The sequence below is a fragment of the Bradyrhizobium sp. HKCCYLRH2060 genome (assembly GCF_051168135.1).
GTDB lineage: Bacteria > Pseudomonadota > Alphaproteobacteria > Rhizobiales > Xanthobacteraceae > Bradyrhizobium.
Genome location: NZ_JBNPUK010000020.1, coordinates 71987 through 85326, shown reverse-complemented (window position 1 = coordinate 85326; position 13340 = coordinate 71987). Strand labels below are relative to the sequence as shown.

The 13340-nt window shown below is 62.0% G+C and carries 14 protein-coding genes and 1 pseudogene; 11 read left to right on the top strand and 4 right to left on the bottom strand.

Annotated features, from left to right (window positions below):
* The first annotated feature begins 76 nt into the window (after nucleotides 1-76).
* Nucleotides 77-1990, top strand: a complete 1914-nt coding sequence (locus ACQR10_RS29175; protein WP_316216381.1) for a hypothetical protein — start codon at nucleotides 77-79, stop codon at nucleotides 1988-1990.
* Between the two features lie 323 nt (nucleotides 1991-2313).
* Nucleotides 2314-2832, top strand: coding sequence for a papain-like cysteine protease family protein (locus ACQR10_RS29170; protein ID WP_316216380.1), 519 nt, complete (start codon nucleotides 2314-2316; stop codon nucleotides 2830-2832).
* Nucleotides 2833-2914: 82 nt separating this feature from the next.
* On the opposite strand, the pseudogene ACQR10_RS29165 reads toward ACQR10_RS29170, so the two are convergent.
* Together ACQR10_RS29165 and ACQR10_RS29160 are read right to left on the bottom strand one after the other, a co-directional pair.
* Nucleotides 2915-4026: pseudogene (locus tag ACQR10_RS29165) on the bottom strand (tyrosine-type recombinase/integrase); the annotation flags it as partial.
* A gap of 550 nt (nucleotides 4027-4576) precedes the next feature.
* Nucleotides 4577-5197: a LysR substrate-binding domain-containing protein gene (locus tag ACQR10_RS29160; RefSeq protein ID WP_316216410.1), complete on the bottom strand. Its 621-nt coding sequence runs from the start codon at nucleotides 5195-5197 to the stop codon at nucleotides 4577-4579.
* 47 nt (nucleotides 5198-5244) lie between these two features.
* Here ACQR10_RS29160 and ACQR10_RS29155 point away from each other — a divergent pair, with 47 nt between their 5' ends.
* Both ACQR10_RS29155 and ACQR10_RS29150 read left to right on the top strand, forming a co-directional pair.
* The gene (locus ACQR10_RS29155; RefSeq protein WP_316216379.1) at nucleotides 5245-5796 is read left to right on the top strand and encodes a carboxymuconolactone decarboxylase family protein; all 552 of its coding nucleotides are present in this window, start codon (nucleotides 5245-5247) and stop codon (nucleotides 5794-5796) included.
* Between the two features lie 77 nt (nucleotides 5797-5873).
* Nucleotides 5874-6725, top strand: coding sequence for an alpha/beta fold hydrolase (locus ACQR10_RS29150; protein WP_316216378.1), 852 nt, complete (start codon nucleotides 5874-5876; stop codon nucleotides 6723-6725).
* A gap of 358 nt (nucleotides 6726-7083) precedes the next feature.
* Here the strand turns inward: ACQR10_RS29150 and ACQR10_RS29145 are convergent, their stop codons facing one another.
* Nucleotides 7084-7215: an SDR family oxidoreductase gene (locus ACQR10_RS29145; protein WP_316216377.1), complete on the bottom strand. Its 132-nt coding sequence runs from the start codon at nucleotides 7213-7215 to the stop codon at nucleotides 7084-7086.
* A 218-nt stretch (nucleotides 7216-7433) separates the two neighbouring features.
* A complete protein-coding gene (locus ACQR10_RS29140) occupies nucleotides 7434-8048 on the bottom strand; it encodes a TetR/AcrR family transcriptional regulator (RefSeq protein ID WP_316216376.1) in 615 nt (204 codons plus the stop codon).
* 112 nt (nucleotides 8049-8160) lie between these two features.
* On the opposite strand from ACQR10_RS29140, the gene ACQR10_RS29135 reads away from it, so the two are divergent.
* The 7 genes from ACQR10_RS29135 to ACQR10_RS29105 all read left to right on the top strand — a co-directional run bounded on the left by ACQR10_RS29135 (nucleotide 8161) and on the right by ACQR10_RS29105 (nucleotide 13311).
* The gene (locus tag ACQR10_RS29135; RefSeq protein WP_316216375.1) at nucleotides 8161-8577 is read left to right on the top strand and encodes a GFA family protein; all 417 of its coding nucleotides are present in this window, start codon (nucleotides 8161-8163) and stop codon (nucleotides 8575-8577) included.
* Nucleotides 8578-8875: 298 nt separating this feature from the next.
* On the top strand, nucleotides 8876-9178 hold the full coding sequence (locus ACQR10_RS29130; RefSeq protein ID WP_316216374.1) for a hypothetical protein: 303 nt from the start codon (nucleotides 8876-8878) through the stop codon (nucleotides 9176-9178).
* 82 nt (nucleotides 9179-9260) lie between these two features.
* Nucleotides 9261-9743: a hypothetical protein gene (locus tag ACQR10_RS29125; protein ID WP_434848334.1), complete on the top strand. Its 483-nt coding sequence runs from the start codon at nucleotides 9261-9263 to the stop codon at nucleotides 9741-9743.
* Nucleotides 9744-10097: 354 nt separating this feature from the next.
* Entirely contained in the window at nucleotides 10098-10472 is a 375-nt protein-coding gene (locus tag ACQR10_RS29120; protein WP_316216372.1) for a hypothetical protein, read from the top strand.
* Nucleotides 10473-10730 carry a DUF5985 family protein gene (locus ACQR10_RS29115; protein ID WP_316216371.1) on the top strand — a complete coding sequence of 86 codons (258 nt, stop codon included), beginning with the start codon at nucleotides 10473-10475 and terminating at the stop codon, nucleotides 10728-10730.
* Nucleotides 10731-11021: a DUF5985 family protein gene (locus ACQR10_RS29110; RefSeq protein WP_316216370.1), complete on the top strand. Its 291-nt coding sequence runs from the start codon at nucleotides 10731-10733 to the stop codon at nucleotides 11019-11021.
* Nucleotides 11022-11088: 67 nt separating this feature from the next.
* Nucleotides 11089-13311 (top strand): alpha,alpha-trehalose-phosphate synthase (UDP-forming), encoded by a 2223-nt coding sequence (locus ACQR10_RS29105; protein ID WP_316216369.1) that lies wholly within the window; start codon nucleotides 11089-11091, stop codon nucleotides 13309-13311.
* Nucleotides 13312-13340 lie beyond the last annotated feature (29 nt).

Here is a 13340-nt window from a genome sequence, read left to right as displayed (position 1 = left end):
CATAAATGATACCGCATTGCCAAGCTTCGTTTCGGTTGAATACAGAATATTGCGACGGGCCAAGTTGGGGGCGGATATGGCCGATCAGGATTTGCGCGAGATCGTATGGGGAGAGGTCTCAGGACTTTCAGCCAAGGACGGCAGCGACCAGACATTGGCGCGCCTGGAAGCAGTCGTCGCCAAGCTCGCCGTGGCGACGAAGGGAAAGGGTCTCGACAAGGACTTCAAACGGAAACTGGCACCGCGCGGCAGCGAAGAGCAGGCTCTCGCTGCATACAATGCCCTGAAGACGACGGTGGACCAGGTCGAAGCCGGCACCTTTGGGCCGCCCGACGTGCCGCTGCCGAACCGTGCGGTGCTCTGGGAAATCAATGAGAGCGGCATGCCACCGCGCGACCATTCCCCGCCAAAGGCCGCGGCATGGATTTTCGAAACCGGCGCAGCCCACGGCGGCGATTTCGTCGCAGGCTCGGGCCAGGATGCACGAACCTATCGTCTATTTGAGTCCGCCACGGCTTCGACGGGCGACGACCTGCCCTACATATCGAGCTATACAAGCTTTGGAGTTCCCACTCCGGCAAAGGCACGGCACTGGTATCAGAGCCTGAACTGGGGGATCGGACTTTTCGGCGCCACACTGTTTTTCATCGCATTGTTCAACGTGTTGTGGACCGCGATTAGCTTCAGTCAGGCCTTCGATCTGATGACCAACCGGCAGCAGGGCTATGTCGGCAAATTCACGGCCGGTGACGGCCGCCCTCCGTTGCCGAACTGTCCAGACAACGCCTCCAATACCGTGAAGCCTTTCTGCCTCACGCCGGAAGAAGGCGTGTACGACGACGCCGGCGTGCTGATGCAGAGAAAATCGGACACGGAGAAGACCGACGCTGCCAAATTGCGCAACGCTAAACTCGATACATTTGCAACCGTTATCGGCCCGCAATGCGTCAAGCTGCTGACTGATCGGGCCAAGGAGGAAATCTCAAAGAGGAAGAGCCAAACAATTCTAGATCCGCTGCAGGGCGATGATCGGACCAAAAGCCTCATATGCCTGACAATTCTCGGCGCCGCACTCCAATTCTCCTCCGACTACCTCGTGATTCAGGTTCAGGACAACAACTGGTTCAGCAAGTATGTCGGGACTGCCCTGAGATCCATCCTCGCTTTTGCGCTCACTTGGCACGTGCCAAACAATGCTGCCGAAAACGTATCGCTCGGCATGCCAACTGCCTTCATGATTTTCGGCGTCATCCTGGTGCTGATCGGGCTCGGTCGGGGCATTATGGGCACGCCGCTCGGCGTGTTGATCAGCCCCCAGAACCGCTATTCGCTTGCGCTGGCGCAGGTGACGTTCTGGACCGTGCTGGTGCTGACCAGTGTGGTGGCGATCGCCGTGTTTAACGCAGGGCTGGTCTCCGAGCAGATGCGTTATTTCCTGCCAGCTACCAACGCCGACGCGCCGGCAGCCATCAAGAACGGATTTTTTCCCGATATTCCCCCTGGGATCTGGGCCGTGCTCGGCATTACCCTGTCGACGACGGTGCTTTCGACCTGGATCAAGAGTCTGAAGGGGACCGTGCAGGAGGCGGAGGCGGACCTCAGCGTGGCTGACGCCACTCGGGATGCGAACAAGAACGTCTTTTTTACAACGCCAACCGAAAAACGTAGTGACGAACACAGCGCTTCGATCGCGGACTGGTTCCTCGGCGAGGATGCCGGCAAGACAGACCGCATCGACATATCGCGAGTACAGATGGTGCTGGTTACCGCCGGGCTGCTGGCGACCTATGGCCATGCGATTTTTGCTTCCTTCCGCAACCTGCCGACACCGGAAATCCTGCTCGCAATCCAGAGTCTCACCGTCCTTATCCCAGGCCTACCGATTGTCGGCGCAACGATGGCGATCATGCTATCGGTAAGCCACGCCACCTACCTGGTCGCCAAAGCAGCCGACAAGCCGGAAGCGGATCCCAAGAAAGGTCCAAAGTGAGAATGCTCGGCAGTGGTTCGATCGACGAAGGCTTCGCCCGAATAGCGCGCGAAGATGGTCAAGCCGCTTCGGGGTATTGGGCCAGACCTCGTCATCGCACGGCCGAATGAGTTTGCACTACTTTTTGGAGTACGAGGAAGAGTGCGTCGGATGATAAGGCGTACCAAACACGCGAGGCGTTTCTGATTGCCTTTCCGCAGCCTTCGAAGGCACGAGCGTTATTCTAAATAAACTCTGCGCGCGGCGACATCCACAATACTGCGCCGCGGCAATGGCCGCAGAAGCCGCTAAACTGGCTAAATGACCGTGACTAGGAGGAAACAATGACACTTCCGTACAGGGTTCCAGGAATAATCGAAATTTTGGCGCAGCCAAACGATCAAGCGTGTTGGGCTACCGCTTTCACCATGATGAAGTCATGGAAGGATCAGGCATCCTGCGAAATTGCGACAGCATTGGGGACTGTTGGCCAACAGTATGTTGATCTTCTAAACTCCAATTCACCACTTTCTGCCAGCCAATTTGGTTCTTTCTTGGCTGATGCCGGGATGCAGCATCTAGCTCCACAAGACCTGACCATCGATGGTTGGCTTCAGCAGCTTGTTGATCATGGTCCGATCTGGGTTGGCACGATGAATTCGCTCAATCCGCCTGCGGGACTTCATTCACGGCTGGTTCGAGGTATCAAGGGCGACGGTACGGCGGCCGGCACCTCTTTCGAAATGATTGATCCTGACGGCGGCCGAACATACGACGAAGCGGTCAATGACTTTGTCAAGAAATATGACGACGCGTACACAGCGTCCGGGGATGACCAGTATATTCAGATCAGATTTTACTGATAACTAAATGAACGGTTCTTACTGTACTTCTGGTCGTAATGGCGATCAGGAGAGGATCGATAGCAAATGAATAGTGCTATTATGCCTTGTTATAGCCCCCGCGGGACGAGCGGCCATCCTCGTGCGCCAGGCACTTCTCTATCCAATCGCTGTTGAAGCCAAGCTCGTTGAGCAGCGTCGACGCTGTCCGCCTGAGGTCGTGGACGGCGAAATGGTCGAGCGGAAGCCCCTCTTTCCGGGCGCGCTCGACGACCGCGGTGGTGACACGATTGAAGGTCGCGCGGGACATCGGGCTATCGGCATCATACCGGGAAGGACATATCGCGAATTGCCGGCACAGGTCTTCAGCGCAATGAAGATATCGAGCATCTGACGCGAAAGGTACACGTTGTGCGCCTTTGACCGCTTCATTCGCTCCTTCGGGATGGTCCAGACAGCATTCTCGAAGTCGACTTCGTCCCAGGTCGCATCCTGTAGCTCGCTCTTCCGTACCATGCTGAGAAGATACAGCCTTACGCCTAGCCGGATCGTCGGTAGCGTCGGGACGTGCTCCAGCTGCCTGAGCATGATCCGTATTTCTGAGGGCGACAGCGAGCGATCGTGCGGTACGAACTGCGCGATGGACGATGGACCGACGTCATCCGCTGGATTGGCGACCTTCTCGCCATGCAGAATGGCGAAGCCGTAGATCTGCTTGACGCGGACGTGGATCGCGGTTGCCGGCGCACCACGGTCGACAATCGCGGCACAGTGCTTTCGCAAATCGTCTGGCGTGATTTCGGACAAGAGTCGCTTGCGCCAAGGCGGCAGCAGCTCCCGCTCGAAGATCGAACGGCGCATAGCCCGGGTGCTGTCAGCCATCGGAGCCGCCGTGCGCCACTTCTCGCCGAACTCGCCGAATGCCTTGGCCTCCATCAGGCGCCGTTTGGCGCGCTGCTTCTCGATGGCTGGCGAACGCCCCTCCTTGATGGCCCGCCTGGCGTCGATGCAGAGCTATCTTGCTCGTGCGAGCGATAGGTCGGCCGGACCGTATTTGCCGAAGGTGATGGTCTCCCTGCGTCCGTTCATCCTGTAGTCGAGCCGGAACGAGATCGAGCCCTTCCTACTGACGAGGACGTACATGCCGTCCCGATCGGTGACCTTGTAGGACTTTTCCTTTGGTCTCAGGTGCTTAAGCGCAGCATCTGTCAGCATTTGTCCGCCTTCTGGGTTCGATACCGTCACGCGATTTCGACCGCGAATCTGAAGGAAAGCGACACTATTTCAATTGGTTGGAGCAAAAAAAGATACCGTCATGGCTCATTTCGAGCTGACGGTATTGATCAAAACGGGATGAGAATAAGGAGGACGATGCCGTCAAACAGCCCGACACCGGCGACCTTGGCCTACCGATAGTCCGCGATAGGTGCCGGCGGATTTTCTTTTTCGTATCAGTAAGTTAGAGCATAGACTCGAAAAGATCCGGCTAGCTTTGGCTAGCCGCGAGTTATTCCCACTCGATTATCTTGCGCGTCACTAACGTATTGATACGAAACGCTTTTACCGGCATGCCACATCGGGACGCCGATGGCGAGACCGACGATTTTCTTTGGTCTTGATTCCACAGGAATATTTTGCGGGGGCATGCCGGGCCTCTCTTCATCAACTATCGGCTGCTATTGCCGGAACAGCAACAAGTCGTTTGTTAGTTCGTTGCAGAAAAGCGCATCACCCTTGGCAAAGGCGCGCCATCACCTCGTGCTGCTCATGTCCTCCCGAGGGAGTCTTCGATTTTAGTCAGCGCAAGGCTCAGCCTTGGCGCGACGAAATCCAGAAAGGCCCGGCGCTTGAGCGGCTGGACCGGCTGGGGCTGGTGCACGAGGTTGACCGGCGTTGGACGATCGTCATGCTGGTGCAGGATCTGCACCAGCCGCCCGTCAGCGATCGCCGGCGCGACCTGGTAGGACATCAGGCGCGCGACGCCCAGGCCGGCAGCCGCTGCCTCCACCACCGCGTCGGCCGTGTTGACCGAAAATCGCGGCTTGATCGGCACCGTGTGTTCGCCGGCGCCAATGCCAAACGTCCAGCTTCGATACGTCTGCAAGCCTTCGAAGGCGATGCAATCATGATCGCGCAGAGCCTCGAGGTCTTCGGGCTCGCCGCGGCGGGCGAGGTAGTCCGGACTGGCGCTGAGGATCCAGCGCACGTGGCCGACCTGGCGGCTGATGAGTTGGCTGTCGGGCATGCGGCCGATACGGACCGCGACGTCGACATGCGCATCGACGAGATCGATGACGTGATCCGACAGGATCAGCCGCACGCTGACCGGCGGATAGGCGGCAAGAAACCCATGGACGAGCGGCGCGACATGAAGCTTGCCGAACATGATCGGCGGGCCGCTAGCCAACACGGCTGCCACGAAAGGACTCTCCCATGACCCGCATCCCGACCCCCGCCACCATCGCCGACGCGCCTGAAGCCTCTCGTTCTCTGCTTGAAGCGGTCGCCAAGCAGCTCGGCCGTACGCCGAACATGTTCCGCGCCATCGCGCTGAGCCCCCAGGCGCTGGCAGGCTATCTCGCCTTGTCCGGCGCGCTCGGCAAGGGCTCGCTGCCTGCCGCCACGCGCGAGCGGATCGCCCTGGCGGTGGCCGAAATCAACGGCTGCAGCTACTGCCTCTCAGCCCACACCTATCTCGGCCGCAACCTTGCCGGGCTGGATGACGCGGAGATCACCGCCAACCGCAACGGCGCGTCGAACGACCCCAAGGCGGACGCCGCCGTTCGTTTCGCGGCGCGGGTCGCTACCAATCGTGGTCATGTCACCGACGCCGATTTCGCTGCCGTGAAGCTCGCCGGATACACCGACGCTGAGGTCATCGAGATCGTGCAGCACGTTGCTCTGAACAGCTGGACCAACTTCTTCAACGAAGCGTTCAAGACGGAGATCGACTTCCCGGTCGTCGAAGCCAGCAAGGCCGCCTGACCTTCAAGGGCGTGACGACCCCACCGACTCTCGCCACGCGCCTGGTGCCTGTTCCCAACCTGATCGGAGCTTCCCCCGTGACCCTCTACAAATTCGCAACCGTCGACGATCGCCAGGTGTTCTATCGTGAAGCCGGCGATCCGACACATCCGACCATCATCCTGCTGCACGGCTTTCCCACCAGCAGCTTCATGTTCCGAGACCTGATTCCGCTTCTGGCGGACCGGTTCCACGTGATCACTCCCGACTATATCGGCTTCGGGCTGTCAGATGCGCCATCGGTCGCCGCGTTCGACTACAGCTTCGAGAACCTGACCGCGCATGTGGCAGGGTTGATCGAGCAGCTCGAACTGAGCTCCTACATCCTCTACATGCACGACTACGGCGGCCCGGTCGGTTTCCGGCTGTTCACGCGCCATCCGAAGGCGGTCGCCGGCTTCGTCATCCAGAACACCAATACCTATATGGCAGGTGTGGGCGAGATGCCGGCGCAGATCTTCCTGCCATTGTGGGAGAAGCGCGATGCGGCCAGCGAGGCCGCCGCCCGCAGTCTGCTTGCCGCCGACACGACGAAGTATCAGTATCAGGTCGGCGCGCGCAATGTCGACGCCATCAGCCCCGACAATTGGACGCACGATCAGGCGCTGCTCGACCGCACCGGCCATGATGCGGCACATCTGAACCTGCTCGAGGACTACAAGACCAACGTCGCGCTGTACGACAGCTGGCACCAGGCCTTCCGCACCCACAGCCCGAAGACATTGATCGTATGGGGCAAGAACGATCCGTTCTTCATTCCCGCCGGTGCCGAGGCCTACCTCGCTGACCTGCCCGACGCCCGCCTCGTCTGGCTCGATGCCGGCCACTTCGTCCTCGACGAGAACGCCGCCACGGTCGCCGCCGAGATCAAGGCGAGCTTCGCCGGCTGAGATCATCCCCGCCAAGTGAGCTCGCGCTCCCTCGATCCGAGCTCCCGGACCCCCGCTCCTGCCTGAACGACACCAGGATGTGACGCGGGGGTCCTCGCCCGAGCACGGCTTGGGAAAGCAGGTCCGGCTACTCTTTGAGCCACGCCACAAGCGCGGCGGCCGCGCCGAGCGCGGCGCTATTCAGCGACCAGGCGGTCCAGCCGCGAGGCGTCCCTACGACGGCCCCGCGACAGGGGACGTTGGATCGCAGCAGGCACATGCTCAGCAATGCCGGCGACTCGACTTGGCAACAGATCGCTTCTCTCACTGGTTCATTACGCCGACCCGAATGACTTCAGACCGCAGTTGTTGACAAGCTCTAGAACGCGGCCTTGCCGATCGAGGCGCCGCCGTCGACATGGATGGTTTGGCCGGTGACGAAGGCAGCCCCTTCCGACAACTGGAAGGCGATAGCGGCCGCGATCTCCTCCGGCCGGCCGAACCGCTTCATCGGGACACTCGCGATCTCTGGGCCGTGTTCCCCGCAGGCCGACTGGCAAGCGCCAAGGCGCGCGAATTCGCCCGTTTCGTCGAGGCCGCGTTGGCCGAAGGCTCTGCCGGCACGGCGTAAAGCTCTCCCTGAGACGCGAGCCTCGCTCCCGGACGACTTGGCTGTTTGCTCGCGCGCCGTCGATCATGGGAGCTGCCGTGAGCCAATGGTCGTCAAACTCACCGGATGCGTTGGCTTCCATCGGAGGCGGGCGACAGCATGGCCCGAGCCTTTTCGAACGCCGCCTCACGAATCTCGGCGGCGAGCGCCGCGTCGGGGATCGTCCGGGCGAGCACCATGCCGCCCACGCTGAGCGCCGCCAATGCCAGTGCAGTGGCGCGGCGGTCATCGCGCGGCTCGGGGATGGACCTCTCATAAAGCCCTATCATCGCCTTCAGCAGCTCCTGGTAAGCCGTCTGGACCTGCGGCTCCGCCCTCGCGACGTCCGACGGCAGCGCGATCATCGGGCATTGGCCTTCGAGGTCGCCGAGATGCGCGGGCGACAGATAGCTTCGGAGCATGTTCGCGGCGTCCTCCAGACCAGGATCGATCGGATCGACCCCAGCCTCGGAGCGCCAACGCGCGCCCCGCCCCATCAGGAAGCTGGAGACCGCCGCGGCGAACAGCTCCTGCTTGTTGCGGAAATGGCTGTAGAAGCCGCCACGCGTTAGCGACGCCGCCTCCATCACCATATCGATGGTCACGTTGTCGTAGCCGTGCCGATTGAACAGCAGGCGCGCGTTCTCGACGATGCGCGCGCGCGTTTCGGCCTTGTGTTCCGGTCGATAGGGCAAGGTGACGTCTCCCGTCGCAACGGTAGCAGCCGGCAGAATATGTTCTTGAACATATTCTGCCGAAGAGCATCTGTAGGCGTCCATCGACAAAGCGACAACGGGAGCCCGACCCTTGGCGACGACATTTTCCGGCGGCTGCCTCTGCGGCCGCGTCCGATACACCTGCACCGCCGAGCCGATGATGGCCGGCCACTGCTATTGCGAAGACTGCCGCCGCAGCAGCGGAACGGGGCACTCGTCACACCTGGCGGTCTCGGCGGATCATGTCAGCATGACCGGGGCGACGAAGACCTATGTCAGGCCGTCTGCCAGCGGCAATCCCGTCACGCGGGCGTTCTGCCCGGAATGCGGCGCCCCCGTGTTCTCGACGAACCCCGCTCTGCCCGGCCTGCTCTTCCTGCGCGCATCGAGCTTGGACGACCTCGAGGTGTTCAAGCCACAGATGCACGTCTGGACCATGCGAGCGCCGACCTGGGATGCCCCGTCCGGAGTGCTCCCCGCGTACGACAAGATGCCGCCGGGGATGTGAGGCATCGTCTCGCGGCAGTGTTGCCGGCGGAAGTTTTGCGCCGTCCGACGCTCTGCGATACGGCTCCAGGCTCTGAAACCGGCGCGAATCGCGACGATGGCCCGCTGAGGAAGACCTCCCCCTGCCGACAAGCCGATTGGCCGGCCCCCATCCGGCAGCCGATGTGCCCGTACGGACGCGTACCAAGAACCGTCGCGCCTTTGCGTCGACATCCGTGCTGAATTGTTGAAGGGCGGTGAAAGCCAACGATCCGCCCCTTCGGCACGTCGATCGTCGGCAGGCTCGACGGAGTTCCTCGATGAGCAAGCGACGCAAGCGCACCTCCCCGACCTCATCGCTTCGGGAGCGGCTGCTGGAGTTCGCGGCGCAGGCCCATGCCGCAGCGAAGACATTGCCGGCCGGGACCGCACGCCGCGACCTGCTGAAGAAAGCTTCCGCAAGCGCGACGGCTGCGGAGATCGATCGTTGGCTTTCACTCCCCGATGGCAACAGCGCGCAGCGACCGGCTCGTCCTTCGACATCCAGTCCGGTACCGCGCCAAGCCGAGGGCCATGATTCATTCTCCGCCGAACAGGGCCCTCTCCGCGATCAGGCGTCATAGCACAGACCAGAAGCAGTCAGGCCCGGCGAGCCGCGTCGAGCCTGTATCGATTCGTACCCACGACGAAGACAGGAGGCGAAAGATGCGCAGTGTTGGCTTGGCACTATCCTTTTCCGGCTTGTTGGCAATCACGCAGGTCACCTGCGCCACTGCGGCCCCGCTGACGTCGCTGTCCGCAGCTGCCAAACCGCTCGAACGAGCTTCCAGCATGCGAAGCGACGTGACGGAAGTCCGTTGGCGTGGCGGCTGGGGCATTGGAGCCGGTCTTCTCGCCGGCGCGCTCATCGGCTCCGCCTTTGCCGCTCCCTATTACTACGAGCCGTATCCAACTTACTATGGCTACGGCTACTCGTACGGGCCAGCCTACTACCCCCGCTACGCCTACCGACCTTACTGGGGCGGATATGGGTGGGGTGGCGGCCCTCGCTTCTACACCACCTACGGCTACGGCGCCGCTCCCTGGGGCTACACGATCCGGCCGCATTGGCGAAACAGCTATGGCTGGCAGCCGCGGCCATGGCGGCGTCACCACCACGGCGTCATTCGCGCGCACCATCGCTGGTAGGCGACGCGGTCGATCCAAGCGGCGCCGCGCTCTGATCGCTGCGCGCTTCTCTCAGCCCGATCTCATCGTCCCGGTAGGGCATCCGGCAGCAGGTGTGCTGCCGGACCGCCCGTCGATTCGCCGAAGGACCGGTCGACTTCCGTCATGCGCGGTGCCTCGCACCAAGTGCCTTCGCAGCCGACATCCGTAGCAGCTCCGCAGTTGGTACGGACGCGTACCAACTCTCACGTACGAGTGTGCCACATGGCGCGAACGTGACTGCGGAACCAAACTGCCGACTCAAGCGTCTGTGAGAGTTCTTGATCCGCCCTTGATCTTGCACCAATCTGCGGGCCACCGAGATCTCGACGCTTCATGCCCATACAGCCCCTGGCCAGAACCATTCAGGATTTCATCCTGAAGCACATTCACACTGTCGCCCAGATGGAAGCCTTGTTGTTTCTTCACGCTCATCCGCAGGAACGCTGGGCTGCAGCCGACATGGCCAAGCGTCTCTATGCCACCGAACGAGAAATCGTTGCTGCTCTCAGCGAACTTCATCGCGACGGCTTCCTGCATGAGAGCGACGGCCTCTATCAGTTCCGGTCATCTCCCGAGCGCGCCGCCCTCGTGGCGGAGTTTGCCGAGGCGTACCGACATCAGCTCATACCGATCACGAACCTCATTCATGGCAAGCTTCGAAGCATCAACGCCTTTTCGGATGCCTTCAAGTGGCGCAAGGATCGCTAGATGGCTGGTGTCATCTACACGCTCTGCGCGCTGACGAGCGCATTGTGTACGGGCCTGCTGGCCCGCGCCTATGTGCGGTTCAGATCGCGCCTACTGCTCTGGAGCGCGGTGTCGTTTCTCGGACTGACGCTGAACAATGTCGCACTTTGGATCGACAAGATCATTCTGCCCGCAGCGGATCTGTCACCCGTCCGCAACGCGATCGCGCTGGTCGCCATGCTGGTCCTGATCTACGGCCTCGTTTGGGAATCGGAGTAGATGGCACATCTCGGCCCGGTGCTCGGCGGCAGCGTCGCCACCTGCTCTCTCGTTGTCGCGCTGTTCTTCCTCAAGTTCTGGAGGAGAACGGGCGACCGCTTCTTCCTGCTGTTCTCGGCCGCCTTCGCGGTGGACTCCGCGTCGAGGTTTCTGCTCGCGGCCGTTGCCGTGTCCGACACGACCGAGCCGATGTACTACCTCCCTCGGCTGGTCACCTTCGGCCTCATTCTGACGGCGATCGTTCAGAAGAACACGGGCCGCGGGGCGCACGACGCAAGCGATCCAGATTAGGAGACGTCCCATACCCCGCCGCTCCATGTTTCCGGCCGGACGAATGATCCGGTCTGCAGGTCAGCTCATGCGTCGGCCGGTCGCGAAATATCTCGCGCTGACGGCCGTTGCCGTCGCGATCGTCGTGACCGGACTTGTCATTCTTGCCTCGGTCCTGATCGAGAGCTGGTCGCGGCAGGACGTTGATCTGCGCTCGCGTCTGGTGTTTCGATCGGTCAGGGATCAGATCGTGGCGGCAGCGGCCTCGCCTCAGCAGGCCGATATCGGCGCGCTGTTCGAGCGCATCACCGAGGACGAACGCATCCTGGCCCTCGGCTTCTGCACGCCCGGAGGCGAGCTGCGCTATGCGACGAAGGATTTTCCGCGGGCCATCACCTGCCAAATCGTCGACCGTGACAAGCGCCGGACATTCGACACCAGCAGCGCGGGCCGCCGCATCAATGTCGGCATCTTCCCGGTCAACGCTCCGCAGGCCGCCGGAGACCTCCTGGTCATCCACGATCTCGCCTATATCGACGAGCGAGCGGCCGAAGCGCGCGTCTATGCCGCCCTGGCCCTCGGCGGGATCGCGGCAGGGCTCGGCCTCTTCGCTTTCGCCGTCATATCCGCCCTGACCCGCTCCTGGGCGCGCGCCATTCGAAACATTCTGCAAGGCACATCCGTCGCTGGCGAGCCATCGACGCCGTTCAGCGGCTCACCCATCGGCCGGGCCGTGCACGCGACCCTGACAGAGCTGCGCGCCGAGCGCCGCTTCGGCAGCGACATCAATGTCGACTGGTCGCCCAAGACGCTGCACCGCCTGCTCGACGAGCGACTGCCGGACTCTCAGGTGATCGTCGTCTCGAACCGGGAGCCCTATATCCACAACCATTCGAACGACGGCATCGTGCTGCAGAACCCCGCAAGCGGACTGGTCGCCGCGCTCGAACCGGTGATGCGAGCGTGTGGCGGCGTCTGGATCGCCCATGGTTCGGGCTCCGCCGACCGCGATACGGTCGACCGGCACGATCGCCTGCAAGTCCCTCCGGCCGATCCGGCGTACACGCTGCGCCGGGTCTGGCTGACCGAGGAGGAACAGACGGGCTACTACTACGGTCTCGCCAATGAGGGCCTATGGCCGCTCTGCCACATCGCTTTCGTTCGCCCCACATTCCGGGAAACCGACTGGCTGCAATACTGCAAGGTCAACGAGCGTTTCGCGGAGACGGTCGTCCAGGAGGCCACGCGTGACGATCCGATCGTGCTTGTGCAGGACTATCATTTCGCGCTGTTGCCGCGGATGATCCGCGACCGGCTGCCGAAGGCCACGATCATCACGTTCTGGCACATTCCATGGCCGAACGCCGAGACCTTCAGCATCTGCCCCTGGCGCAACGCCATCATCGAGGGCCTGCTGGGGAGCACTATTCTCGGCTTTCATACCCAGCTTCACTGCAACAACTTCCTTGAGGCCGCCGACCGGTTCATGGAAAGCCGCGTCGACCGGGAGCACATGTCGGTGACCTATCGTGGCCATGAGGTGCTGGTGAGACCATATCCGATTTCGATCGAATGGCCGCCGGCGGCCTTGGCCAATCAGGCTCCGGTGGCCTCCTGCCGGGCCACGGTGCAACGGCGGTTCGGCCTGTCGCCGGACGTGCGGATCGCGGTCGGGATCGAGCGCTTCGACTACACCAAGGGCATTCTCGACCGGCTCAAGGCCGTGGACGATCTGCTGACCCGCCACCCCGAGTGGAGCGGCCGCTTCGTCTTCATCCAGGCCGCAGCCCCGACCCGGAGCAAGCTCGGCGCCTACAGCGCCTTGCAGGAGGAAGCCGAGACGCTGGTCGGCTGGATCAACGCCAAGCATGGAACACGGGAATTCGAGCCTATTCGGCTGGTCATTCGTCACCACGAACCCGATGAGGTGTTCGAGCTGTTCAGGGCCGCCGACATCTGCGTCGTCTCGAGCCTGCATGACGGCATGAACCTGGTCGCGAAGGAATTCGTCGCCGCGCGCGACGACGAACAGGGCGTGCTGATCCTGTCGACCTTCGCCGGCGCCTCGCGCGAATTGTCGGAGGCCCTGCTCGTCAATCCCTACGATACGCACGGCATGGCCGACGCCTTGCAGCATGCGATGCAGATGTCCCCGTCCGAACAGCGCAACCGCATGCGGCTGATGCGAGAGCTGATCCGGGAACGCAACGTGTATCGCTGGGCGGCGCAGATGCTGCTCGACGCATCGCATATCCGGCAGCGCCAGCGCATCGGCTCGGTCGAGCCGGAGTCACAGCGACGGTCGGCCTAGATCGGTGTCAGCTGGCGCGAGCTCTGAAC

Excerpts from the sequence above, each read along its gene's own strand:
- ACQR10_RS29175 (WP_316216381.1), top strand. The coding sequence starts at position 77 with ATGGCCGATCAGGATTTGCGCGAGATCGTATGGGGAGAGGTCTCAGGA.
- ACQR10_RS29170 (WP_316216380.1), top strand. The coding sequence starts at position 2,314 with ATGACACTTCCGTACAGGGTTCCAGGAATAATCGAAATTTTGGCGCAG.
- ACQR10_RS29160 (WP_316216410.1), bottom strand. The coding sequence starts at position 5,197 with ATGTTCGGCAAGCTTCATGTCGCGCCGCTCGTCCATGGGTTTCTTGCC.
- ACQR10_RS29155 (WP_316216379.1), top strand. The coding sequence starts at position 5,245 with ATGACCCGCATCCCGACCCCCGCCACCATCGCCGACGCGCCTGAAGCC.
- ACQR10_RS29145 (WP_316216377.1), bottom strand. The coding sequence starts at position 7,215 with ATGAAGCGGTTCGGCCGGCCGGAGGAGATCGCGGCCGCTATCGCCTTC.
- ACQR10_RS29130 (WP_316216374.1), top strand. The coding sequence starts at position 8,876 with ATGAGCAAGCGACGCAAGCGCACCTCCCCGACCTCATCGCTTCGGGAG.
- ACQR10_RS29125 (WP_434848334.1), top strand. The coding sequence starts at position 9,261 with ATGCGCAGTGTTGGCTTGGCACTATCCTTTTCCGGCTTGTTGGCAATC.
- ACQR10_RS29120 (WP_316216372.1), top strand. The coding sequence starts at position 10,098 with ATGCCCATACAGCCCCTGGCCAGAACCATTCAGGATTTCATCCTGAAG.
- ACQR10_RS29115 (WP_316216371.1), top strand. The coding sequence starts at position 10,473 with ATGGCTGGTGTCATCTACACGCTCTGCGCGCTGACGAGCGCATTGTGT.
- ACQR10_RS29110 (WP_316216370.1), top strand. The coding sequence starts at position 10,731 with ATGGCACATCTCGGCCCGGTGCTCGGCGGCAGCGTCGCCACCTGCTCT.
- ACQR10_RS29105 (WP_316216369.1), top strand. The coding sequence starts at position 11,089 with ATGCGTCGGCCGGTCGCGAAATATCTCGCGCTGACGGCCGTTGCCGTC.